This is a genomic window from Anaerotardibacter muris (assembly GCF_943192915.1).
GTDB lineage: Bacteria > Actinomycetota > Coriobacteriia > Coriobacteriales > Eggerthellaceae > Anaerotardibacter > Anaerotardibacter muris.
In genome coordinates this window covers 61899-86828 of sequence record NZ_CALPCD010000004.1, presented here as the reverse complement: position 1 = coordinate 86828, position 24930 = coordinate 61899, and the positions used below count along the sequence as shown (strand labels likewise).

Here is a 24930-nt window from a genome sequence, read left to right as displayed (position 1 = left end):
AACGCCAAAGAAGGCTGCCACCAAGAAATCAACGAGCAGCAAGAAAACAACGAAGAAAGCTGTTGCAAAAGAGCAGGTTGTCGAAGAGGCGATCCAAGAAGAGATCCAGGAAGAGATCAAAGAAGAACTTGAGGAAGCGATCGAAGCAGATCTGCTCGAAGACGATTCCATCGAACCCGATCTTTCCAAATCAGACGAAACAACCGCAGAGGAAGCCGATGTCGAAGCTGACGCTAACCTTTCCGATGACGAGCTGCTCGAGGGCATCCCGCAGGAGGAATTGAAGGCCAGCACAGAGATCGCTGTTCCGCGCGTTTCGTCAAAGACCAAGACGGCACGCACTCGCAAATACAGCTCAGATGGCTCGGTGGCTATGCTCACGGGCGATCCTGTTCGCATGTATTTGAAGGAGATCGGCAAGGTATCTCTGCTCACTGCAGCAGAAGAGGTTGACCTGGCCATGAAGATCGAAGCAGGCGTTGAAGCTATGGCGCAGCTCGATGCATCCGAAGAAGAGGGCGGTGTACCCTTGGAGCGTCGCGAGCGCAGGCGCCTGAGCCGTATCGAGCAGGTGGGCCTGGACGCGAAACAGCAGCTCATCGAAGCGAATCTGCGCTTGGTCGTGTCCATTGCGAAGCGCTATGTTGGCCGTGGCATGCTGTTCCTCGACCTGATCCAGGAAGGCAACTTGGGCCTTATCCGCGCGGTGGAGAAGTTCGACTACACCAAGGGCTTCAAGTTCTCCACGTATGCAACGTGGTGGATCCGTCAGGCTATCACCCGCGCTATCGCCGACCAAGCACGTACCATCCGTATTCCGGTGCACATGGTCGAGACCATCAACAAGCTCGTTCGCATTCAGCGTCAGCTCTTGCAAACGCTCGGCCGTGAACCAACTCCTGAAGAGATCGCAGAGGAAATGGGCCTTACCCCTGAGCGCGTTCGTGAGATCCAGAAGATCTCGCAAGAACCGGTCAGTTTGGAAACGCCCATCGGTGAAGAAGAAGATTCTCAGTTAGGCGACTTCATCGAAGACGATGCTGCGGTGGTTCCGCCTGATGCGGCAAGCTTCTCCATGTTGCAAGAACAGCTGGCGAAGACCCTGGAAGGCTTGGCTGAACGCGAGCGCAAGGTCATCACGTTGCGCTTCGGTCTGGAAGACGGGCATCCGCGTACGCTCGAAGAAGTCGGTCGCGAATTCGGCGTGACCCGTGAGCGCATTCGTCAGATCGAGAGCAAGACGCTTGCGAAGCTGCGCCATCCTTCCCGTTCTCAGAAGCTCAAAGATTATCTGGAAGATTAAGGGCTGCTTCTTTGGAGTCGAGTGAACTAGAGTTCTATGCGATGTGCCCGGCTGGGTTCGAGCAGGTCGTTTCCGAAGAATTGAAGAGCCTTTCAGCGAAGCGAATACGCCCCCTTCAAGGGGGCGTTGCCTTTTTTGGCGCGCTGGAAGATGGCTTGCGTGCGTGCTTGTGGCTGCGTAGTGCTTCGCGTGTGTTGCTGGTCTTAGCGCGCGTGGACGCGAGCAGTGCCGATGCGCTCTATGAAGGTACGCGCGAACTTCCCTGGCAAGATCATATCAACGAAGGCTCGACCATTGCGGTGCATGTCCGCGGAACCAATGCAGAGCTGCGAAATACCCAGTTCAGTGCCGTGAAGGTGAAGGATGCGATCGTAGATGAGCTTCGCGCGACCACGGGCAAGCGTCCAGAAGTGAGCAAGCACCATCCTGATGTAGCCATTCAGGTCTTGCTCCATGCGAAGAAGGCCACCATTACGCTCGACCTGGCAGGCGATCCGCTCCATCGACGCGGCTATCGAGCCGAAGGCGAGAGCGTGGATGCACCACTCAAGGAAGCATTGGCGGCGGGAATGTTGCTGATATCGCCCTGGGCAGACGCGGTGCGTTCGCTGCGGGCAGGGGAATGCGCACCCGAAGCGTGCCTGCTCTACGACCCTTTTTGTGGCAGCGGTACGCTCGTGATCGAGGCGGCTATGCTGGCTGCCGATATGGCACCGGGTATCCTGCGTGACTACTGGGGATTCACGGGTTGGAAGCAATTCGACCCTACCGTATTCGAAGGCCTGTTGGCTGAAGCAGATGAGCGCCTTGAGGCGGGCCTTAGGAAGATGCCGCAGCTTTACGGTAGCGACAAGGATGCGCGCGCAGTAGCGATCGCGCAAGCTCAAGCAGCACGTATAGGTTTGGGCGATCGTATATCGTTCACCTGCGCCGACTGTTCCCACATGGACGAGACGTTGAGCTCGCTTAGGGCTGGGGCTGCTGCGACGGGTTGTTTGGTGGGCAATCCTCCTTATGGCGTGCGCTTGATGAGCAGTGATCTGGATATCTTCTACGGTGCGTTGCAAACAGGCTTGAAGAAGTTGCCGGGGAGCTGGACGTTCACCGCTATCACGCCTGACGAGCATTTCGATGATTACGTAGGCGCGCAGCCTATCAGCGAGAAGCCAGTCTATAATGGCGCGCTCGAGACCTCCATCCGCACCTACCGATTAGGGGACGTGACGCAAAAGACGCTCGAACTGGTCACGCTCTCCGGCAAGGATCTGAGCATCCCTGTCATATCCGATCACCCTGACCAATTCGCTGCACGCTTGCGCAAGAATGCCAAGGCGCGTCGCAAGTGGGCCGAAAAGCAGCATGTTCATGCGTTCAGAATCTATGATGCCGATCTGCCTGATTACGCGGTCGCTATCGATCTGTTCATGGCGACCGATGAACTTCGTACGCCTGAAAACAAGCGGACGTTCGATGTTCCTTACCTGGTCATATCTGAATACCAGGCACCTAAGAGCATCGACGCGAACAAAGCGTATCGCCGCTTCGAGGACGCGGTGCGCATCGCTGCAGCCTTGCTCGAAGTACCACGGGCGCATGTGTTCACGCGCGTGCGCAAGCAAGAGCGGGGCGGCAGGCAATATGCTCTCAAGAAACGTGCGCCCAAGCAGGTGCTCACGCGTGAATCAGGACTTACCTTCGAGCTCGATCTGGCAAGTTATGTGGATGTGGGATTGTTCTTGGATCATCGCATCACGCGTCAGTTCATCGCGGCTCAGGCGCGCGAAAAGGATGTGCTCAACCTGTTCGCCTATACGGGTAGCGCGAGCGTATATGCAGCTGCTGGCGGTGCGAAGAGCGTTACCACGGTCGACCTTTCCCAAACCTATCTTGATTGGGCGCGTCGCAATATGGAATACAACGGATTCACGGGCAGTGCTTATCGCTATATCAAGGCTGACGTGCGCCAGTGGTTGCGCGATGAACGCGATGGCCGGCGTTCGAAGAATGGCGCTTCGCGCCGCTATGATCTTATCTTCGTCGATCCGCCCACGTTCTCGAATTCCAAGTCCATGGGAAAGCGCACATGGGATATCCAGCGCGACCACTTCTATATGCTGCGCGATGTAGCGCGCCTTCTGCGCCAGGATGGTGTCATCATCTTCTCGGGCAACCTGCGCAGCTTCAAGCTCGACGAAAAGGCGCTTATCGATCTGGGCTTCAACGTGCTCGATATCACCGCGAAGACCATCCCTGAAGACTTCGCGCGCAATGGGAAGATCCACTTCTGCTACCTGCTGCAACGCCGTCCGCGTGAGGATGCCCGTGATACAATCTAAGGGCATTTGAAGCTCGATCAGATCACGTGATCGTAAGGGAAGGGGAGACCCATGGTAGAACAGATCTGCGAAAAATGCGGTGCGCGCTATTCGATGTATGCGCCCGCTTGTCCGAAGTGCGGCGAACCTTCGCCTCAACCCGCTAAGAAGACTGGTTGCCCACAGGCTCCTGCGCCAACTAAGCCTGCGCCGAAGCCAAAACCAGCCGAAGGAGCGAACACCGCAGCCCAACCTGCGGCTCAGCAGGCATCAGGCGCGCCCGAAGCTCTTGCATCGGTCTCGGTCGAGGGCGCTTCGTCTTGTCCGGTCTGCCAGCTTGGCCTGGCCCCATTGGCGCTCATCGGTGCCATTGTGGCGGTGGTCGGTATCTTGAAGCTGTTCAAGAAATAGTTAGACGCTCAAATCATTTGACAATCTAATCGTTTGTTCGATAATGGCAAAGGGCACGGTGCTTCGTCTGTTGAAGGCTGTAGCCCTTTTGTTATATCGAAGGACCTAAGAGCGCCCGCGCAAGAGATCCTCCGTGCGAATGAACGTTAGGATGGAAAAAGAACATGAGTTTGGCGATCGTTGTAGATTCTGTTGCAGACATGAACTTCGATGAGTGCGAACGCTACGGCTTCGTAGCGGTCCCGCTCACCGTAGAGGTGGGTGGCGAGCGTTTCAAGGACCAATATGAGATCACTTCTGATGAATTCTATGATCGCATGATCGCAGCAGAAGATCTGCCGAAGTCTTCGCAACCTGCCCCTACTGAATTCATCGAGGCTTACAACAAGCTTGCCGATGAAGGTTATGACAAGGTCCTTGCTCTGCATCTCGCAGCGGTGCTTTCGGGTACGCTCGAATCTTCCAACCTTGGCGCAAGCCAGGTCGAAATCCCTGTGGCTGTGGTCGATACGCTCAACGCAAGCGCTGGTCAGGGTCTTCTTGCCATCCTTGCATCTGAGTTGCGCGAAGCTGGCGTACCTGATGATCAGATCATCCAGCGCGTGGAGGACGCTCGCAGCCAGACACGCTTCTTCATCGCATGCGGTACGCTCGAGAACCTGCTGAAGAATGGTCGCCTTTCCGCTTCTGAGGTGGAAGGTGCCACCATGCTGAACATCAAACCCATGATGTCCTTCGATGAGCAGGGCGTTCTGCGCGCCATCGACAAGGCGAAAGGCATGAATGGCGTCATCAAGAAGTATGTCGAGAAGATCCAGCAGCTCACCGAAGAAGAAGGCATCCAACGTATCCGTTTTTGCCATACACGCAATGAAAAGGGCGTTGCTAAGCTCAAGAAGTCCCTCGAAGAAGCAGGCGTAGAGTATCTTGACTACGGTACGTGTCAGTGCGGTCCCACCGTGGCAACGCACCTGGGCATGGAAGCGCTCGGGTTCGGCTCGATGCCCGATTCGCTCGCGCACGTTTAGTTCACGAATCCACGGAGTTACGGAGTTCACATCACGCATGGAAAACACCGTTAACAACATCGATCGTAGTTCCATCGACGAGATGCTCACGAGCACCTTCAATTCGATCTTGCGCATCGAAGAGCGCTCGCTCAACAACCGTTTGACCGAAGGCCTTTCGATCGCTGAGCTGCATACCATTTGCGCCATCGGTCTTCACGAGGCGAATCCCATGAAGGTCGTTGCCAATCGCCTGGATGTGACGCTTGCCACTCTTACGGTGATGATCAACAAGTTGGTGAAGCGCGGTTACGTGCAGCGCGAACGTGATGAGGCTGATAGAAGGCAAGTTCTCATCTCTCTTACCATCAAGGGCCGCAAGGCGATGCGCGCCCATCGCGCCTTCCACAAGAATATGATCGAGAGCGCACTGGCCGATTTGCAGCCAGACGAAGAAAGCGCGTTCGTGAAAGCCATCACTAAGGTTAAAATCTTCTTTGATAAAGAAAGCCAGAAGGAACGAACGAAAGGATAACCATCATGGCAACTCTTGAAACCATCCAGAAAGTCCTCAACGAAAACCTCGACATCGAGCCCGAGACCGTTACGGTCGAAGCTACCCTCGAAGGCCTGGGCGTCGACTCTCTCGACATGGCAGAGCTCATCTGCAGCCTGGAAGAGGAGCTTGACGTTGATTTCGGCGAGCCCGAAGGCATCGAGACCATCGGTCAGCTGGTCGAGTACATCGAGACCCTCTAAGAGGTAGCGATACTTATATGAAGACACGTGTAACGGAGCTGCTCGGTATCGAGCAGCCGATCATTCAGGGCGCTATGGCGTGGATCGCCGATGCTCGTTTGGCAGCTGCGGTCAGTAATGCTGGTGGTCTCGGCATCATCGCATGCGGTTCAGCGCCGCTTTCGTGGGTGCGCGAACAGGTAGAGCTGGCTCGCAGTCTTACCGACAAGCCATTCGGCGTGAACATCATGCTCATGAACCCTGATGCTCCCGAACTTGCACAACTTCTTGCTGAACTCAAGGTGCCCGTCATCACGACGGGCGCTGGTAGTCCAGCCCCTTATGTGGAGATGTGGAAGGAAGTGGGCGCAAAGGTAGTGCCAGTCGTGGCATCTGCTGCATTGGCCAAGCGCATGGAGCGCTGTGGCGCTGATGCGGTGATCGCAGAAGGCTGCGAAGCAGGTGGCCATATCGGCGAGCTTACTACCATGGCTCTTACGCCTGCAGTGTGCGAAGCGGTCTCCATCCCTGTTATCTGCGCTGGCGGCGTGGCTGACGGTCGCGGTATGGTGGCAGCATTCGCGTTGGGCGCGGAAGGCGTGCAGATCGGTACGCGCTTCCTTACCGCTCATGAGTGCGGCATCCATGAAGCTTACAAGCAGAAGGTGCTGGCAGCTAAGGATTCTGACACCATCGTCACGGGTCGCGACAATGGACACCCCGTGCGCCAGCTGAAGAACAAATTCTCGCGCGGTATCCGCAAGATGGAAGTGGACACGCAGGTCTCTCTCGAAGAAGTCGAGCAAGCTCTTGCTGGTTCGTTACATCGTGCGGTCACTGGCGATGTTGACAATGGCTCTCTCATGTCTGGCCAGGTGGCATGCTTGGTCAAGGACGAAAAATCCGCTCAAGAGATCGTGGACGATCTGATGCGCGAAGCGCAAGCATGGTCCGCGAAGAACCTTGAAGCCATGGCGCAGGCGAACGCAACGCGCTCGTGGCGTTCCTAGGAGAAGAAGGCAAGATGACTGTTTGGATGTGCTCGGGGCAGGGCGCTCAAAGCGTTGGCATGGGCGCTGACCTGCTCGACGTTCCCGAGGTGTATCAGGTTTTCGAGCGTGCTTCTGAAGTGCTCGATATCGACTTGGTTCGCCTGGTGAAAGAGGGGACCGAAGAAGAGATCAACGATCCGTTCAATGCTCAGGTCCTTACCATGGTGCTCTCAGTAGCTATTGGCAAGGCTATCTTGGCCCAGGCGAAAGGCCCCGATGCCATCATCGGTTTTTCGCTCGGTCAGATCAGTGCGCTCGCGATAGCGGACATCCTTACGCTCGATGACGCGCTCAAGCTGCTGAAGGTACGTGCTTCGGCCATGGCGGAAGCGTGCGAGGTGCGCGACGGCGCGATGCTCGCATTGCTCGGTGCGACTCACGAAAACGCTGAAGCGGTATGCGCAGCATGTGCGGGGGATGACCTGCTCATCGCTGCGAACTATAATTGCCCTGGTCAGGTTGTCATCTCGGGCGATGTTGCCGCGATCGATCGGGCTGAGGAGCATTGGAAGGGCCTGAAGAAGAAGTGCGCTCGCTTGAAGACGGCTGGCGCGTTCCATAGCCCTTTGATGCAGCCTGCAGCCGATGCGCTTGCTGCTTATTTTGCCAGCGACGAAGCCCCAGAATTCAAAGAGGGCACCATGGTGCTCTTATGCAATACCGATGCGCAGCCTTTCAAGGTCAGCGAAGCCGCCGATCGATTGGCCAAGCAGGTCATCTCTCCGGTCCGCTTCGAACAGAGCGTCGATGCGCTCATCGCTCAGGGAGAAAATGAATTCGTCGAGATCGGTCATGGGGGAGTGCTCTTCAATCTGGTGAAGCGCATCTCCAAAGATGTCGATCGTCGCCGTGTGGGCAACCGCGAACAGCTCGATGACTATCTCAGCACATTATAAGTAGGAGTTTCTGATGACAGGATCCACGCAAGCAACAGAAGAACAGGCACCCATCAGGCGCGTTGCCTTGGTCACAGGTGCAAGCCGCGGCATTGGTGCTGCTATCGCACGTCGTTTCGCGCTCGATGGCTATTCGGTGGTATTGAATTATGCTTCGGATTCCAGTGCTGATGCGGTAGCCAGCCTGTGCGCCGAGCTGGACATCCTCGCTCGCGAACAGGACGCTCGCGCGCTCGACATCGACGAACCTGAAGAGCCCCAGCGTTTCGTTGGCATGCAGGCCGACGTTTCGCTCTTCGATGCTGCGAAGAACCTCATCGCTGATGTGAAGGAGCAGTTCGGCCGTATCGACGTGCTGGTGAACAATGCGGGCATCACCCGTGATGGACTGCTCATGCGCATGAAGGAAGATGCTTTCGATCGCGTGATCGAAGTGAACCTCAAGGGCGCTTTCAACTGTCTGCGTCACACAGCTCCCATCATGATGAAGCAGCGCTATGGCCGCATCGTTTCGGTATCGAGCGTAGTGGGTGTGGCTGGAAACGCAGGTCAGGTGAACTACGCTGCCTCTAAGGCGGGTATCATCGGCATGACCAAGGCGGCAGCGAAGGAACTGGCAGCACGCGGCGTTACAGCCAATGCGGTCGCTCCTGGCTTCATCGATACCGCCATGACCGATGCGCTCTCTGATGCTATGAAGGAACAGATCCTCGGTCGCATCGCTAGCGGAGAATTCGGTCAGCCCGACGATGTGGCGAATGCGGTCGCATTCTTCGCTGATCCTGCAACAGGCTATGTTACTGGCCAAGTTCTGTGCATCGATGGCGGTATGTCGCTTTAAGCATTCGAAACTCGTAAGAGACGATCAGGAGACCCTCATGAGCCAACAAACCAATCCGAACATGAAGACAGCACCTGTCCACCGCGTGGTCATCACGGGTATGGGGGCTATCTCACCCGCGGGAACAGGTGTCGATACCTTTTGGGATGCAGTACTGCATGGCAGATCATGCATCCGTCCGCTCACGCCTGAAGAGCAGGAGCGCTTCGGCATCACGGCCTCTGCACGCGTCCCAGATTACGATCCTATCGAGGCGGGTTTCACGAAGAAGGAATCGCGCCGCCTCTCGAAGTTCTCGCAGTATGCCATCATCGCTTCAGATGAAGCTATGGCGCAGGCGGGCATCGACATGGAAAAGGAAGATGCAGACCGCTTCGCTTGTATCTTCGGCAGCGGCATCGGCGGCATGGAGATCTTCGAACGTGAATCGGTGGTGCTCAACACCAAAGGTGCTAAGCGCGTGAATCCGCTGTTCATCCCCATCATGATCCCAAACATGGCGGCTGGCAATCTTTCTATCCGCTATGGTCTGAAGGGTGATTGCTTCACCATCGTTACCGCATGTTCGACTGGTGCGCACTGCATCGGCGAAGCGTATCGCTTGATCAAGCACGGCTATGCTGATGCTGCGCTTGCGGGAGGCACTGAAGAGGGCGTGAACCCGGTTTCGCTCTCTGGTTTTGGCAACTTGGGTGCGGTCACCAAAGAGACCGACGTTACGAAGGCTTCGCGTCCCTTCGACAAGAACCGCGCTGGCTTCGTCATCGGCGAAGGTGCGGGTGCGCTCGTGCTGGAATCGCTCGAGCATGCCAAGGCGCGCGGTGCTAATATCATCGCCGAGATCACCGGCTTCGGCTCCACGGGCGATGCGTATCACATGACCGCTCCTGATCCAGACGGCGCGGGTGCTATCCGTGCGATGGAGCAAGCACTGGCTGAAGGCGGTTTTACCTCTGATGACCTGGGGCACCTGAATGCTCATGGCACCTCTACTGCAGCAAACGACAAGACCGAGGCAAAAGCGCTCCAGGGGTTGGCGGGCGATCGTGCTGCCGATATCCCGGTCACGTCCGTGAAGGGTGCGATGGGGCACACCTTGGGTGCTGCTGGTGCGCTCGAGGCCATCGCTACTACGCTTTCGGTGGTCAATTCGCTCGTTCCGCCCACCGTGGGCTTTTCCGAACCTGATCCTGAAGCGCCCGTGCGCGTCTTGACCGAAGTGCTCACCGACTATCCGCAGAAGGTGGCGCTTTCGAATTCGCTCGGCTTCGGCGGGCATAACGCATCGTTGGCGATCTCTCCCTATACCGAATAAGGAGCTTTCCATGGACTTCACCTTCCCGTGCGATCAGGAAGTGGTCAAACAGCTGCTTCCACATCGCGATCCGTTCTTGTGGGTCACGCGCATCCTTGAATGCGAACCAGGTGTCTCTATCGTGGCCGAGCTTGACGTTGATCCAGACTTGCCGCTGTTCAAAGGCCATTTCCCTGATTATCCAGTATTTCCTGGCGTGCTCATCATGGAGGCATTGGCTCAGGCGGCATCATGCTGCTTGCTCGCTCAAGATGACAAGGCTGGATCGCTCGGCTTCTTCGCTGGTATCGACAAGGCGAAGTTCCGCGAGCAGGTGCGCCCAGGCGACACCATTCGCTTGGAAGCTACCATCACGCGCAATTCTTCGCGTATGTGCGTTGCTGATGTGGTGGCGTACAAGGGCGATAAGGTCTGCGCGCAAGCTACTCAGAAATACGTGATGGCGCGCGCCTAGCTCGAACGCTCCATCGATCGATCGCGCGACCGCGCGGCCAAGCACTGTGCTAACAGGACATCTTTCGAGATCATAAATGACTAGGATAGGCTGCTATGTGTGCTCAAAAGAACTACATCAAGATCGAATCCGCGGATGATTCCAAGGCTGCTGCGCAAGATACCCAGCAGGGTGCTGCGCCTGTGGCTGAGATCGATCCAACGCTCGTTGCTTATCAGCTTGGCTCGCTCATCCAGGCTGCAAAGGTGATGGATTCCAATACGCCTGCCATCTTGCTCGCTGGCTTTGGGTCGCCGCTCAAGGAAGCGGTGCGCGCCATCAAGCAGGCAGGTGCCGAAAGCGTGTATGTTACGGGCACGGCAGACAAGGAACGCGCGTTCACCTTCTCGGGTTTCGCGAAGGTCATCGATCTGGGCGAGAAGTTCGACAAGCGCCTGTTCAGCAACGCATATTCTTTGGTCGAAGCCGCCAAGGAATGCGGTGCTCGTTATATGTTGCTTTGCGATGGGGACGCGGTTTCTGAGCTGCTCTTGCAGGCAGCAGCCGAACACGATATCCGCGTACTTTGTCCTATGCAGGGCGACCGTTCCTTCAATAACTGGGTGCTCATGCGTCCGCAGGATCCTCGTCCTGTTGATGCCGAGCCATTTCAATGGAAGAAGTGCCCGCATTGCAAGTTGAATCATGAAGCGAGCGAAGTGATGTCCGATGGCGGCACGTGCCCAACGTGTGGCGGCCTGTATCGACTCACTTCAGAAGAGCGTATCGCGTACCTCTTCGACCCTGATACGTTCGAAGAGTGGGAAACGGGCTTGCCCGAGACCGATCCGCTGGGATTCCCTGGATTCGAAGAGCTCATCAGCAAGAACCGTGCCAAGAGTGGCCGAGAGGAATCGGTGCGCTGCGGTAAGGCGAAACTGGCTGGCATGGAAGTTGCTCTTTGCGTGATGGAGACCACGTTCATGATGGGATCCATGGGTTCGGTCGCAGGTGAGAAGGTCACCCGTACCGTAGAGCACGCTACGGCTATGGGCTTGCCGCTGGTAATCTTCTCAGCATCGGGTGGCATGCGCATGCAAGAAGGCTTGGTGTCGCTGATGCAGATGGCTAAGATATCGGCCGCGGTCGAGCGCCATGGGCGCGCAGGCTTGCCTTATATCTCGGTCATCACTGACCCCACTACTGGTGGCGTGACCGCGTCGTTCGCGACCGAGGGCGACATCGTGGTCTCTGAGCCTAATGCGCTCATCGGCTTTGCGGGTCGTCGCGTCATCGAAGATACCATCCGCCAAACGCTGCCCGAAGGCTTCCAGACAGCTGAATTCGCACTGGAGCATGGTCTTATCGACGCGATCGTCGATCGTAGCGATCTGCGCAGTTTCCTTGCGCATGTGCTGGCCATCCATATGGCTTCAGTGCAGGAGCGCAAGAATCAAGAGAATCGTGCTGCTACCATGGCTGCTCTTGGTGCAGAAGAGAATCTTGGTCCTTCGGCTACGGTGATGAAGGACGCAGAGGTTGCTCACGAAACATTCGGGTTCCTGCCCGCCAGCGAAGATGTGGTGGACATCAAGATCTATAGCCATCGCATGGTCGAAGATAATCTGAAGGATCCTTACAGCGTGTATGCGCAAGAGGGTCATACCATGCAGGCTATCCAGGATGCGCCTGCTGCGGCTCCTACTGGACGCAAGAAGAAGGGCATCCTTTCGGGTATCACGGGCCTGTTCAAGAAGAGCAAGACCCCAGAGTCGGAAGGCTCTGCGATCCGCCGCGAGCTTTCCAAGCGCGGCGTTGCTGATGCTCCGAGCGTAAAGCCGCTCGCAGATAAGGAATTGCGCGACGCACAGCAGGCAAGCGAGGACGAAAACGCTGCTTGGGATAGCGTGCTGCTCGCACGTAACGTGCATCGTCCTACGGCGAAGTATTACATCGACCACATCGTCGATGGGTTCATCGAACTTCATGGTGACCGCGCGTTCGGCGACGATGGCGCTATCTTGGGTGGTATCGGTTGGATCCAGGGTTATCCGGTCACGGTCATTGCTGAAGAGAAGGGTGAAGACCTGAATCAGCGCATCGCGCGCAACTTCGGCTGCCCTCAGCCTGAAGGCTACCGTAAGAGCTTGCGCTTGATGAAGCAAGCAGAGAAGTTCGGCAGGCCTATCGTGTGCCTGGTCGACACCCAGGGCGCATATTGCGGCATGGAAGCTGAAGAGCGCGGTCAGGGCAATGCTATCGCTGACAATCTGGTGGCCCTTTCGGGCATGGATGTGCCAGTGATCAGCGTGGTGCTGGGCGAAGGCGGATCTGGTGGTGCGCTGGCCTTGGCAGTGGGCAACAAGGTTGCCATGCAGAAACATGCGGTCTATTCAGTGCTCTCACCTGAAGGGTTCGCTTCCATCTTGTGGAAGGATCGTTCTCGCGCGGCTGAAGCGGCTGCGGTTATGAAGATGAGCGCAGATGAAGCCTGCGAGATGGGCATCATCGAAGAAGTGCTCTCTGAAGGCGATGGTCCTGCCCACGAAAACCCCGAGCAAGCGGCCGACCAGGTGCGCAACTTCATCGTACGCAGCCTGCGCGAACTTTCCCCGCTCACTCCTGAACAGCTCCGCAACCAGCGCTACGCCCGCTTCCGCAAGTTCTAACGGGGGACGGGTTCATTTCTGTCCCGGACACTTTTAGATCCGTCCCCATTTTGTCTGGGACACTTTGGGGACAGGCCAGAAGTACCAAATGGGATCTCTGGCCTGTCCTTTTTTTCGTCCGGGACAGTTTTGGACCTGTCCCCAACCTGTGTCTTAGGCAGTTCGAGAGATGACCTCACCCATGCAACCTTACCGCCTGCGCAGAGCGGTGAGCCCAAGATGAAGTGTGGTAATCTGTAGAACAGGGCACACGAACGAGGGGATGATATGGCGGAGCCTACGCTCTTGCAACAGGGAAGGCGCATCAACTTCTTGAAGAAGCTGCAGTCGCTTTGCGGTGTGGTGCCGCTTGGCATCTTCTTCTGCTTCCATTTGGTTGCGAACTATACGCTCACCTGGTCCATCCCTGCTTATGATGCTTTCAGCCACTTCCTCGAGACCATGCCCTATAAGGATCTGCTCGAGATCGTGGTCATCTTCCTTCCGCTTCTCTTCCACGCGATCATCGGCATCTATATCGTCTTCACAGGCAGCAACAATGTGAGTACCTATGGCTATATGCGCAACTGGCGCTATCTTTTCCAGCGCATCACAGGCGTTATCGCTTTCGCCTTCTTGGTATGGCATGTTATTGGCCTGAAGTGGGCGGTAAGCCTCATGCCTGATGGAGGCTCCACGTTCAGCATCCTGCAGACAGCGGTAGCGAACCCCGTGGCGCTGGTTGCCTTCATCATCGGCGTCTATAGCTGCCTTTATCACTTCGTGAACGGTCTGTGGACCTTCTGCATCACGTGGGGCATCACCCTAACGCCGCGCTCCCAGCAGATAACTTCTTATCTCTGCTTGGCTCTGTTCGTTGTTGGCGCATTCTTCGTGGGCCAGATGATTTTCTGCATGGTAACTGGGTAGGGTGAACGATGAGCGATCGTCATAAGAACAGCGGGAAGACCATGAACCACAGCGAGGCGACCATGAATGAAGCGCAGGCGAAATACGTAGGCGGCACTGGTCGTGCCGTGGTGGTTGGCGGTGGTCTTGCAGGCCTGATGGCTACGCTCAAATTGACCGAGGCAGGCATCCCTGTTGATCTGTTCTCCGTGGTGCCCGTGAAGCGCTCGCATTCGGTGTGCGCGCAAGGTGGCATCAATGCGGTACTCGATACCAAGGGCGAAGGTGACACGGTGTGGGAACATATCGACGACACCATCTACGGAGGCGATTTCCTAGCAAACCAGACCATGGTGGCGCGCATGTGCGAAGCTGCACCTGCCATCATCAATCTGTTCGACCGCATGGGTGTGATGTTCAATCGCACGCCTGAGGGCTTGCTCGACCTGCGTAGGTTCGGCGGTACTCAGAAGCGACGCACTGCGTTCGCGGGAGCTACCACAGGCCAGCAGCTGCTCTATGCGCTCGATGAACAGGTGCGCGCGCAAGAGGTCGCAGGCATGGTGCGCAAGTTCGAATTCTGGGATTTCGTTTCCGCCATCATCGATGATGGGGTATGCAAGGGCATCGTTGCCCAGGACCTTGCTTCTATGGAAGTGCGTGCATTTCCTGCAGACGCGGTGGTGGTTGCCACGGGCGGACCAGGCGCCATCTTCGGCAAGTCCACGAATTCCACCATCAACACGGGTTATGCGGCGGCCAAACTCTATAAGCAGGGCGCGATCTATGCCAATGGCGAATTCATCCAGATCCATCCCACTGCCATCCCAGGGGCGGACAAGAATCGTTTGATGAGCGAATCGGCCCGTGGCGAAGGCGGCCGTATTTGGACCTACAAGGATGGCAAACCGTGGTATTTCCTCGAAGAGAAGTATCCTGCTTATGGCAATCTGGTCCCGCGCGATATTGCCACGCGCGAGATATATGACGTGATCTATGACCAGCACCTTGGCGTGAACGGGGAAGACGTGGTCTACCTGGACGTTTCGCATATCCCTCCTGAGGTGCTCGATAATAAATTGGGCGGCATCTTGGAGATATACGAGAAGTTCGTAGGCGACGATCCGCGCAAGGTCCCCATGCGCATCGCGCCGAGCGTGCATTATTCCATGGGCGGCCTGTGGGTCGATGTCGATCAGCGCACGAACATCCCGGGCTTGTTCGCGGCAGGGGAGTGTGATTATTCTCAGCATGGCGCGAATCGCTTAGGCGCGAATTCGCTGCTGTCAGCGGTCTATGGTGGCATGGCGGCTGGGCCAACTGCGGCGAAGTGGGTGAATGCGCTCGAGGGCTCTGCCTCTGATTCGCTCTACGTTGATGCGCAGGCGCAAGAGATGGCAGCTTATCAGGCGTTGCTCGCGCTCGATGGCCCTGTGAATCCCTATGAGCTTTATCAGCGCTTAGCAGAGCTCATGACAAAGAACGTAACGGTGGTGCGCAACAATGTGAAGTTGCAAGAGACCTTGGTCGAGCTCGATCACCTTGCGCAAGACTATCAGCGCATCGGCATCGAAGACAGGTCGACCTGGAACAACACCACCACGGTGTTCGTGCGTGAATTAGGCGCGATGATCGACCTGGCGAAGGTGATCACAGCAGGCGCGCTCGCGCGCGACGAGAGCCGCGGTTCTCACTACAAGCCGGAATTCCCTGACCGCAATGACGAAGAATGGCTGAAGACCACGTTGGCCACATATGACCCCAGTCTTGATGGGCCTGTGCTCAGCTATGAGCCCGTGGATACTTCGCTCATCGAGCCACGCAAGCGCGACTATACTACGGTTCACGAAGTAGGCAAGCCTCGCACTTCCAAGGAGGTGGACGAACATGGCAACCGATAGCTCCCGCATCATCAAGATGCGCATCAAACGTCAAGACAGTCCTGATGCTCCTAGTCGTTGGGAAGATTTCGAGATTCCCTGGAAGCCGAACATGAATGTGGTATCGGTGCTGATGGAGATCCGCGCTCATCCTGTGCTTGCAAACGGCCAGACCACTACGCCTGTGGTGTGGGAGAGCGTATGCCTTGAAGAGGTTTGCGGTGCTTGTACGATGCTGATCAACGGCGTAGCGCGTCAGGCTTGCTCGACGCTGATCGATTCGCTCGAGCAGCCTATCAAGCTCGAACCGCTGACGAAGTTCCCGCTGGTGCGTGACTTGAAGGTGGACCGCCAGAAGCTCTTCGAGCATCTCAAGCAAGTGCATGCTTGGATCGATATCGATGGCGTGTTCGATCTTGGGCCAGGCCCGCGTATGTCGCAGCATAAGCGCGATTGGGCCTATGAGCTTTCTAAGTGCATGACCTGCGGCTGTTGCTTCGAAGCATGCCCGAACACGAAGCGTGCAGATGGGCCTGCGAATTTCATGGGTCCCGCACCGCTTTCGCAAGTACGCCTGTTCAACGCGCATCCAACAGGAGCGATGCATGCGGGAGTGCGACTGAATGCTATAATGAACGACAATGGCGTGTCGGGTTGTGGCAATGCGCAGAATTGCGTGCGCGTGTGCCCTAAGAGCATCCCGCTGACCACCTCGATAGCCGACATGAACCGTCAAACCTTGAAGCAATCTTTCAAGAATGCTCTTGGTTCATTCGGTGGGAAATAGCCAAACGTCCAGTTACGCAAGGCGCAGCAAGACTCGAAAACGAGGGTCGAGGAAACAGGACTCAGGCAAAGGATCCAGAGAGGAACCCTATGAAGCTCAATCCAAAGCATATCGAAGAAGTGATCGAACTGATCAATCAAGGACCTTATTTCCAGTTGCTCAATATCGATATCCAAGTGCTAGAGGAAGGCCACTGCCATGTAGAGGCGAACATCGAACGTAAGCACATGAACTGCTTTGGCGGCATGCATGGCGGCGTGTATGAATCCATCATGGACACAGCCGCTTATTGGGCGCTCTATGCGGAAATGCCCGAAGACGCGGGTTTCATCACGCTCGATCAGAACGCGAACTTGGTGCGTGCGGTCCAGGAAGATACGCACGTTCGTTGCGAGGGGCGCGTGGTCAAGCGCGGTGGCTCGATCTGCATCTGCGAGGCCGAGATGTTCGATGATCAGGACCGACTGCTTGGAATAGCCACATCGAAGATATTCGTTTCCCCTGGTTTGCAGCCTATTAGCGCTGCGATCGACTCACTCGATCCCGCGCGCAAGCTTCCTCCGAAATTTCTGCCAGAATCGTGATAGAATAGGTTCTCACACGGACGCTTAGCTCAGCGGGAGAGCATCGCCTTCACACGGCGGGGGTCGCTGGTTCAAACCCAGTAGCGTCCACCACTAAAAACGCAGGCCAGGAAGCATTTTGCAACCTGGCCTGCTTTCTGCTTTGCTCGGTAAATCCGAAAACTATCACAGAACTGTCACACTTTGTTTGTTCGTGAGTGTATTCAGGAATGATCAGCTGACAATCATCGTGTCCAAACGCCGTTGCTGTCTACCCAGTACTTGCCCTGGACCCAGGTGTTCGTCTTCATCACGCCAGAGCCATCATGGTAGTACCACTTGTTGTTGGTCATGCGCCAACCCGTGTACATCTCACCAGTTGAACGCAGATAATAGGTCTTGCCAACCTTGGTCATAAGGCCCGTTTGCATAACGCCCGTGGTGGGGTGCAGGTAATACCACTTGCCCTTGACCTTGCACCAGCTGGTAGCCATTTCACCTGAGCTCTTGTAATAATGCCATTTGTTCGAGATCATGCGCCAGCCCGTATAGACTTCGCCAGTGCTGCGGAAATAATACTTCTTCGTGCCGATGGTCTGTTCGCCGGTCTTCATCGCGCCCGTGACGGAGTCCATGTAGTAGCGCTTGCCCTTCACGGTGGTCCAGCCCTTCGCCATTGCGCCCGATCCGTTATGGTAGTACCACTTGTTCGACACCATGCGCCAACCCTTGTACATCGCACCCGATTCGGTGAGATAGTAGGTCTTGCTGTCGATATCCTGCATGCCGGTCTTCATCGCGCCATCGCTGCCCAGATAATACCAGTTAGTGCTAGGTTTCACCCAACCCGTGCGCATCGCACCATCAGAGCCGAAGTAATAGCGCTTACCGTTGATCGTTGCCCAACCCGTGCGCATGTAGCCTTGGCTGTTGAAGCTGTAGCGCTTGCCGCCGATGGAGAGCCAGCAGTCAGTGGGGTAGTCAAGATCGGTGCCCAGGATGGTCTGGGTACGCCAGTCCAGCTTGTACCACCATTGGTTGCCCGACTTCTTCCAAGTGCCGCCTGTTGAGATAGGGGCGGTAGTGGGGTCTTGGGCTTGCAGCATGCCCGAACCTGCGCCCGCCTGAGCATCGGCTGCATAGGCAGGTTCAGTATCAGCCGCAGCAAGGGCGAATGCGCAGAGGAACGCTGCCAATGAAGCAGCCAGGAATCGTTTGATGGTCTTTGATGTGGAGAAAACAGCAGTTTTCATGAGCAGGATCCTTACCAGAATCGAAAACGTGGAGCCATTCGCGCAAAGAGCGCAATATGCCCCTTTATTCTACTCTCCTGAACGCAAGATATACAGAGGGCAATCTGTAATATCATGGGGTTTTCATAGGGTGGCGAACGGGCATTGACGCAGCATTCTGTGGATTTCTAACAGCTTTTGAACAGATGGGTATATTTTTCAGTATCACGCTGCATAAAATCTCAGCTGGACTATGCTAGATATTGTGAATGAGGGCTCTGAGGAACGAGTCAAGGTCCTTGCTGCTCATCAAGGACGAATCAAGTAAGGCAAGAACAGTGACAGACCGCGATCTGGACATAAACATCGACGATGTGGCGCTCATCTTCGAGGGTGGCGGCATGCGCGCAAGCTACACGGCGGGCGCGGTGGTCACGTTGTTGGAGAACAACCTGAACTTCGGGAAGGTCTATGGCATCTCGGCGGGATCGAGCCACACCGTGAATTATGTGTCGCGCGATGCTGCGCGTGCCAAGGCGTCTTTCGTCGATTTGGTGAACGATCCAGACTTCGGCGGTGTAGGCAGCTTCCTTGCGGGCAAAGGATACTTCAATGCGCATCACCTATATGAGGGCATCGCTGAAGATCTGGCAGGCACCGATGAGCTGTTCGCGTTCGATTTCGATACCTTTTGCGCCAATCCAGCCGATGTGCACATCGAAGCGTTCGATCGCGATACTGCAGAAACGGTTGGCTGGACCAAGGCAGACATGCCCACCATGCGTGACATGATGCTGCGCGTACGCGCTTCTTCGACGATGCCCATCTTCATGCCTCCGCTGGAGATAGAGGGCCGCACCTATATGGATGGCGGCCTAGGGTCGAGCTGGGGCATTCCACTGGAAGCGGCTATGCGTGATGGTTATGAGCGCTTCTTCATCGTGCGTACGCAGCCGCGTGGGTATCGCAAAGGACCTATCAGCGGGGGTGCGCAAGCACTGTTCAAACTGGTGTTTCGCAAGCATCCTGCGGTGTGGCAGAACACCGTTGCGCGCCCGAGCCTTTACAACGATCTGTGTGACCAGATCGAAGAGCTCGAACGAACTGGCGCGGCATATGTCTTCTATCCCGAAGAGATGAAGCTCACGAATCGAACGACTGATCACAACTTGCTGCAAGCTGCTTACGAAGCAGGCTATGATCAGGCGCAACGCGAACTTGATGCATGGCAGAAGTGGTTGTCATGACCGAATTCAAAGATTTTGCATTAACCGAAGACGACGAGCGGAAGTATTTCGCGCCGAAGACCTGGTTCTTTTGGCGCGGCATCATCATCTGCTTTTGCTTGTTCTCGTTGGTGGGCCATTGGCTCGAGATTCCCTACTGCATGTTCATGGATTGGGCTTTCGGCGTGGTTGAGGACGATTACGATGTGTGGACCGACCCGCTGTGGGTGCCTTATTGGGTCTATGGAGTGGGCACTGCGGTGATCACGCTCACTTTATTCCCGTTGAAGATCCACATCATGGAGCAACGCAAGACCATGGTAGGGGCGATAATCCAGTATTTCGTCATTGCGGTGGCGGCCTGTGCAGTTCTTGAGCTGGTGCTGGGTCTGATATTCAACCAGCCTGACGCAACGGGGAAGTATCCCTTCTGGGATAACTCAGTGCTGCCCTTCAATATCTTCGGCCAGGCATGGTTGGTCAATGATGTCATCTTGGGTTTGGTTTCGGTGTTTTATGTATTCGTGGCGTTCCCGTTCATTCAGAAGGCCTTTTCGGTGATCAAGCCACGCACGGCTCACCACTTGTTCATCTTCGTGTTGATCTTCACCGCATTCATCTGCGTGCTCACCTACGTGGTGCCGCTCATTCCTGACCTCTACGACTTCTTAACCTAATTGGGGGACGGGTTCATTTTTGTCCGGGACAAAAAGGGGACAGGTTTAAACTTGCTGCTTGGCAAGCTGAACCTGTCCCTAAACTGTCCGGGACAAAAATGAACCCGTCCCCGATTAGAGATACTGTTCTAGGGTGAAGAGCAGGTCGGTCACGTTGATGGGCTTGGCCAGGTGGGCGTTCATGCCGCTTTCGAGCGAGAGACGCTTATCTTCATCGAGTGCGTTAGCCGAAAGCGCGATGATGGGCAGGTCGGCGATATCTTCACGATCTAGAGCGCGAATAGCACGCGTAGCATCGTAGCCATTCATGATGGGCATTTGGATATCCATCAAGATCAGGTCATAGAATCCAGGCCGTTCGTGGCGCATGGTGTTCACAGCTTCGGTGCCGTCCTCCACGATATCCACCACCATGCCCGCATCGGTCAGGATGGTCTCGGTGATGAGCGCATTCAGTTCGTTGTCTTCTACCACCAGCACGCGTTTGCCGCGAATGCGCGCAAGTTGCGCCGCACTCTCTTCGTCGGTGGCGAATGCAACGCTGGCCGCTTCAGGAGCAGCCACATCGAAGGTGAGCTTGATGGTGAAGGTGGAGCCTACGCCTTGTTCGCTTTCAACGTCGATGGTACCGTCCATCATATCGACCAGGGCTTTCATGATGGGAAGACCCAGTCCGCTGCCAGCCTCTCGCGTCTGAGTGGTGTTCGCACCACGCTCGAAATTGTCGAAGATGCGCTCCTGCAGTTCAGGGCTCATGCCAATTCCCGTATCGGTAATGGTGTAGGTGTAGTTGACCTTGTCGCCTTCGAGCACCCCGCGCGCGTCAACGCTCACTTTGCCACCAGGGCGATTGAACTTGATCGCGTTGTCGATCACTTTGTAAAGGATGCGGCGTAGCTTCGCGGTGTCAGCCATGACCTTCACACCAGGGTCGTCCACGCTAACCTGGAGCGTGACCTTGTGTTCGGCCGCCACGTTCATGAGCGTGGAAGTGACATGGTCGATCTTGTCAGGCATGCTGCATGCCATAGGACGAACGTCCATGCTGCCGCTTTCCAGCTGACTCATATCCAGCACATCGTTCACCAATGCAATAAGCTGGTCGCTTGCGGAATCGATAGCATCTAGGCATTCGCTCACGCGCACCGGATCGTTCAAGTACTTGCGTGTGAGGGTGGCAAAGCCCACGATCGCGTTGAGCGGCGTGCGCACATCGTGGCTCATGTTGAAGAGGAAGGCGTTCTTCGCCTGTGTAGCCTGGAGCGCCTTGTTCAGTTCTTGCTTCGTGCGCAAGTGAGCTTCTGCTTCTTCTTCCACACGGGTCATGTGCTCGGTCACGTTCTTGAAGCCGAATACCACCTGCGGAAATTCACTACCAGAATCAACGTCCGCAACGGAGATGCGGATCCATTGTTGCTGTCCTTGATCGTCAAGGATGCGGTAATTCAGCATGAAGTGACCATCGTGTTCAGTATTTTGCTCGATCCGGTCAAGATCCACCGCATCAAGGAAGATCGCGCGGTCGTCTTCGACCACGGAGCGTTGTGCGTAGTCGAGGAACATCTTGTCGATTTTGTCTCTGGTCCAGATGATGTCGTGCATGTATTCAGTAGGAGCGCCATTGATCATGTAAGGACGCGCGGCATAATGCTCAAGATCGAGCAGGAAGATATCGTCATATTCCGAAGCCAAACCGTAGATAACAGCATCGCGTTTCTTGTTCTCTAGGCGTTTCAGACGCATTTCGGTGGCATCCGAGATGAACACGTAGAAGATATCGCCATAGGTTTCGGTATGGACGAAGTGGCCATAGTCGGTTATCCAGCGGATCTCGCCATCGGCGCGGATGATGCGATATTCAACATAGTCGAGATTGTTCTTGTTGGCGGCGATCTGCTCGGCAATGGCGGCTTCCGTACGTGCCCTATCTTCGGGGTGTACCAGGCCAGGGAAGGTGAAACCCGTAAGCTCCTTGAACTGCTCCAGGTCTTCGCAACCAAAGATGGAGAACATAGCCTTGTTGGCATAGAGCAGTTCTTCGTTGCCGTCTGCGTGGTAGATGAAGAAACCGCCCGGCATAGCATCGCCCAAATGTTCGATGACGGGGAGTGTTTGTTCGTTTATTACCAGGTCAGAGGGAATTTGAGGAGTTGTGGTATCCACAGGATGCCTTCCGCGTTGGACGTTGTTCGTTCGGTCATGCCAAAGTGGCTCCTTTCACAAGGGCGCACGTTTGGCACAGAAATTTTACCCGAGCATCCAAGTCATTTTGCAGTGGCTGTCGTTTCGTTAACTTCCCGTAAGATTGAAAAGGGGACAGGCCGGAATTACCAAATGGGACCTCTGACCCGTCCCCAAAGTGTCCGGGACCTGTCCCCTTTAGCGGGGGAGGCGCATGGTGAACGTGGTGCGACCTGCAGTGCTTTCTGCAACGATGGTACCGCCATGAGCTTCAACGATCTCGCGCGTGATAGCAAGGCCGAGCCCTGCGTTCGCGCCCTGACCACGCGAAGTGTCTTCACGATAGAAGCGCTCGAAGATGGCCTCCAGATGCGTTTTGGATATCTCGCGGCCCTGATTCGAGCAAGAAAGCACTAGTTCAGTTTCAGAGACCACAGCATTCAACGTTACTTCGCTGTGCGCATCGGCATAGGTGATCGCATTCTTCATCACGTTGCCCAAAGCGCGTGCCATCTTGGACGGATCAAGAAAGGCGTGAGCCCCTTCGGGTGCGATGGTGGTAAGGGTGATGTCGCGTTCTTGCGCTGCAAGGCCGAATTCGTCCACTACCTGGTCCAGGAAGAGCTCAACATCAACATTCTCGCGTTCGAGCACGATAGAATCCAGATTGTAGCGTGTGATCTCGAAGAATTCCTCTACCAGCATCTCAAGCCGTTCGGCTTTTGCTAGCGCTATGCCAGCATATTCGGCACGTTTCTCGATGGGTAGATCAGGTGATTCCGCAAGCAGGCTTAGATAACCCACGACCGAAGTGAGCGGGGTGCGAATATCGTGCGCCAGATAAGCCACCATTTCGTTCTTGCGCTGTTCGGCCATCACGGCAGCTTGTTCGTGATCGCGCACTTTGGTTTGCAGCAGTTCGAGCTGTTGGGATGCGATGGTAAGCTCTTTGGGTAGCTTGACCTGGCCACCTTCGATCAGACGCGGATCGGAAAGCGCGTTGGATAGCTTGCTGAAATATGAGAGCGAACGGTTCAGCGTGCGAATGATGATCACGATGAATCCGATGGCATACACCACGATAGCGAAGGGGATCTTCATGGTTCGAATCCATGCATAGGTGGAAAGATCGCGCGCCGCATAGGACCCATCGCCTATGACAGCCACCTGGATGTTCGCGCCTCCATTGGGGTATCCCAGTTTGTCGTAGAGCTGCTGGATCTGATCTTCGGGATTTCTCGTTTGCTCGAGCTGATACTTGTAGTCTTGTTCCGTTATGGTCTCAAGATCAGTTTGGGCCTCGTTGCTTTCAGTGACAGCTGAACCCGCAGATGCAGCGGCATCAACATCAACCCCTGTATCATCTATGCTGGTCAGATCAGGGTCAGTTTGGGGCTGCGAATATATCCATTCGGATGTTGCATCGGCGATAAGATTACCAAGACGATCCGAAATGAAAGTCTCGAAGAAAACGCATCCGAGCGAGAAGATGATGGTCCAAGCAAGCAGCATTGCGCCCATGCGTCCGAGCAGACGAAATCGTAGCATGCGGGCTTGCTCGGTGTTCTCTTCGCGCGCAAAACGAAGCATAGTAGCGTCGTTAGCGCTGGTATTCAGGTGTTTTGGCTTGTTTTTCATACGGAGTGTTCGTCGGTTCCGGTGGCTTCTGTCTCTATTTTATAGCCAACACCGAATACGGTCTCGATGAAAGTTTGAGACGAATCAACCGCGGCAAGCTTCATGCGCAAGCGACGAATATGCACCATGATGGTGTTCGCGTCACTTGCACGGTAGGGTTCCTTCCACACGTCTTCGAACAGCTCTTCGGTAGAAACTGGGCGCCCACCAGCACGAACGAGCAGCGTCAAGATGTCGAATTCTTTAGGGGTGAGCTTCAAGTCAACGTCGTGCAGCGTGGCCGTGTGCGCACGCGAGTCTATCTCGATGCCACGTGCAGCTGAAAGCAGTCCATCGGATCGCGCATCGTTGCTACGGCGCAGGCGTGCTTTCACGCGAGCGACCAATTCGCGCGGCTTGAAGGGTTTGGTTACGTAGTCGTCCCCGCCTAACGTGAAGCCTACCACTTTGTCTGCTTCTTCGTCCTTTGCAGAAAGGAAGATGATAGGAACATTGGAACGCTGGCGGATCTGTCGACAGGTTTCAAAGCCATCGATGCCTGGCATCATCACATCAAGGATGACAAGGTCGAATGCTTCCCGATCGAGCGCATCGATCGCTTCGCGGCCCGATGCGGCACCTGTCACCTCGAAACCTTCTGGTTCGAGCACGGCCTTCACCAGCCCTACGATAGCAGCATCGTCGTCTGCTACCAGCACACGTGCCATGGGAGGCTCCCTTCGTCATCTTTAGTGGCGTTCAGTATTTCTATTGTACGGTTCGTGCGGCTACATGTCCCTGTTCCAGTGCGCGCCATGTCAAAACTTAAGGAATTATTAAGACAGCGTTATGAGAAAGGTAAGGGCGCTTTGCGCGACCATCTAAGTGGTCGAATTTCC

The 24930-nt window shown here is 55.6% G+C and carries 22 protein-coding genes and 1 tRNA gene; 19 read left to right on the top strand and 4 right to left on the bottom strand.

Annotated elements, in window-relative coordinates; translation table 11 throughout:
* Positions 1-115: 115 nt before the first annotated feature.
* The 17 genes from rpoD (at position 116) to NFR25_RS04555 (ending at position 17212) form a co-directional block, all read left to right on the top strand.
* On the top strand, positions 116-1303 hold the full coding sequence (gene rpoD / locus NFR25_RS04635) for an RNA polymerase sigma factor RpoD (protein ID WP_420840608.1): 1188 nt from the start codon (positions 116-118) through the stop codon (positions 1301-1303).
* 11 nt (positions 1304-1314) lie between these two features.
* Positions 1315-3639: a bifunctional 23S rRNA (guanine(2069)-N(7))-methyltransferase RlmK/23S rRNA (guanine(2445)-N(2))-methyltransferase RlmL gene (gene rlmKL, locus NFR25_RS04630; protein WP_251198082.1), complete on the top strand. Its 2325-nt coding sequence runs from the start codon at positions 1315-1317 to the stop codon at positions 3637-3639.
* A 51-nt stretch (positions 3640-3690) separates the two neighbouring features.
* Positions 3691-4029 (top strand): hypothetical protein, encoded by a 339-nt coding sequence (locus NFR25_RS04625; protein WP_251198081.1) that lies wholly within the window; start codon positions 3691-3693, stop codon positions 4027-4029.
* 164 nt (positions 4030-4193) lie between these two features.
* Positions 4194-5057 carry a DegV family protein gene (locus NFR25_RS04620; protein WP_251198080.1) on the top strand — a complete coding sequence of 288 codons (864 nt, stop codon included), beginning with the start codon at positions 4194-4196 and terminating at the stop codon, positions 5055-5057.
* A gap of 37 nt (positions 5058-5094) precedes the next feature.
* Positions 5095-5571 carry a MarR family winged helix-turn-helix transcriptional regulator gene (locus tag NFR25_RS04615; protein WP_251198079.1) on the top strand — a complete coding sequence of 159 codons (477 nt, stop codon included), beginning with the start codon at positions 5095-5097 and terminating at the stop codon, positions 5569-5571.
* Positions 5572-5576: 5 nt separating this feature from the next.
* Positions 5577-5795, top strand: a complete 219-nt coding sequence (locus tag NFR25_RS04610) for an acyl carrier protein (RefSeq protein WP_251198078.1) — start codon at positions 5577-5579, stop codon at positions 5793-5795.
* Positions 5796-5812: 17 nt separating this feature from the next.
* Positions 5813-6784: a DUF561 domain-containing protein gene (locus NFR25_RS04605; protein ID WP_251198077.1), complete on the top strand. Its 972-nt coding sequence runs from the start codon at positions 5813-5815 to the stop codon at positions 6782-6784.
* A gap of 14 nt (positions 6785-6798) precedes the next feature.
* A complete protein-coding gene (locus NFR25_RS04600) occupies positions 6799-7722 on the top strand; it encodes an ACP S-malonyltransferase (protein ID WP_251198076.1) in 924 nt (307 codons plus the stop codon).
* 13 nt (positions 7723-7735) lie between these two features.
* Complete coding sequence (locus tag NFR25_RS04595) at positions 7736-8563, top strand: beta-ketoacyl-ACP reductase (protein ID WP_251198075.1); 828 nt, start codon at positions 7736-7738, stop codon at positions 8561-8563.
* 37 nt (positions 8564-8600) lie between these two features.
* Positions 8601-9878 (top strand): beta-ketoacyl-ACP synthase II, encoded by a 1278-nt coding sequence (gene fabF, locus NFR25_RS04590; protein ID WP_251198074.1) that lies wholly within the window; start codon positions 8601-8603, stop codon positions 9876-9878.
* A 10-nt stretch (positions 9879-9888) separates the two neighbouring features.
* Positions 9889-10332: a 3-hydroxyacyl-ACP dehydratase FabZ gene (gene fabZ, locus NFR25_RS04585; protein WP_251198073.1), complete on the top strand. Its 444-nt coding sequence runs from the start codon at positions 9889-9891 to the stop codon at positions 10330-10332.
* 95 nt (positions 10333-10427) lie between these two features.
* Entirely contained in the window at positions 10428-12980 is a 2553-nt protein-coding gene (locus NFR25_RS04580) for an acetyl-CoA carboxylase carboxyltransferase subunit alpha (RefSeq protein ID WP_251198072.1), read from the top strand.
* A gap of 267 nt (positions 12981-13247) precedes the next feature.
* Positions 13248-13889: a succinate dehydrogenase/fumarate reductase transmembrane subunit gene (locus NFR25_RS04575; RefSeq protein WP_251198071.1), complete on the top strand. Its 642-nt coding sequence runs from the start codon at positions 13248-13250 to the stop codon at positions 13887-13889.
* An 8-nt stretch (positions 13890-13897) separates the two neighbouring features.
* Positions 13898-15769, top strand: coding sequence for a succinate dehydrogenase flavoprotein subunit (sdhA, locus tag NFR25_RS04570; RefSeq protein WP_251198070.1), 1872 nt, complete (start codon positions 13898-13900; stop codon positions 15767-15769).
* Positions 15756-16535, top strand: coding sequence for a succinate dehydrogenase iron-sulfur subunit (sdhB, locus tag NFR25_RS04565; protein ID WP_251198069.1), 780 nt, complete (start codon positions 15756-15758; stop codon positions 16533-16535). Before sdhA ends, sdhB begins: the two co-directional genes overlap by 14 nt.
* 89 nt (positions 16536-16624) lie before the next feature.
* On the top strand, positions 16625-17119 hold the full coding sequence (locus NFR25_RS04560) for a PaaI family thioesterase (RefSeq protein WP_251198068.1): 495 nt from the start codon (positions 16625-16627) through the stop codon (positions 17117-17119).
* Positions 17120-17137: 18 nt separating this feature from the next.
* Positions 17138-17212 (top strand) — tRNA-Val (locus NFR25_RS04555).
* Positions 17213-17343: 131 nt separating this feature from the next.
* Here the strand turns inward: NFR25_RS04555 and NFR25_RS04550 are convergent.
* Positions 17344-18351 (bottom strand): PspC-like choline-binding domain-containing protein, encoded by a 1008-nt coding sequence (locus NFR25_RS04550; RefSeq protein WP_251198067.1) that lies wholly within the window; start codon positions 18349-18351, stop codon positions 17344-17346.
* A gap of 317 nt (positions 18352-18668) precedes the next feature.
* Between NFR25_RS04550 and NFR25_RS04545 the strand changes: the two genes are divergently transcribed.
* Positions 18669-19577, top strand: a complete 909-nt coding sequence (locus NFR25_RS04545) for a patatin-like phospholipase family protein (RefSeq protein ID WP_251198066.1) — start codon at positions 18669-18671, stop codon at positions 19575-19577.
* On the top strand, positions 19556-20233 hold the full coding sequence (locus NFR25_RS04540) for a putative ABC transporter permease (protein ID WP_251198065.1): 678 nt from the start codon (positions 19556-19558) through the stop codon (positions 20231-20233). The genes NFR25_RS04545 and NFR25_RS04540 overlap by 22 nt, the downstream gene beginning before the upstream one ends.
* 114 nt (positions 20234-20347) lie before the next feature.
* Here NFR25_RS04540 and NFR25_RS04535 read toward each other — a convergent pair whose 3' ends face one another.
* From NFR25_RS04535 to NFR25_RS04525, 3 genes are all read right to left on the bottom strand, one after another.
* Positions 20348-22396 carry a PAS domain-containing hybrid sensor histidine kinase/response regulator gene (locus NFR25_RS04535; RefSeq protein WP_251198064.1) on the bottom strand — a complete coding sequence of 683 codons (2049 nt, stop codon included), beginning with the start codon at positions 22394-22396 and terminating at the stop codon, positions 20348-20350.
* A gap of 216 nt (positions 22397-22612) precedes the next feature.
* Positions 22613-24052 (bottom strand): sensor histidine kinase, encoded by a 1440-nt coding sequence (locus NFR25_RS04530; RefSeq protein ID WP_251198063.1) that lies wholly within the window; start codon positions 24050-24052, stop codon positions 22613-22615.
* Positions 24049-24759, bottom strand: coding sequence for a response regulator transcription factor (locus NFR25_RS04525; RefSeq protein WP_251198062.1), 711 nt, complete (start codon positions 24757-24759; stop codon positions 24049-24051). Before NFR25_RS04525 ends, NFR25_RS04530 begins: the two co-directional genes overlap by 4 nt.
* Positions 24760-24930: the final 171 nt, after the last annotated feature.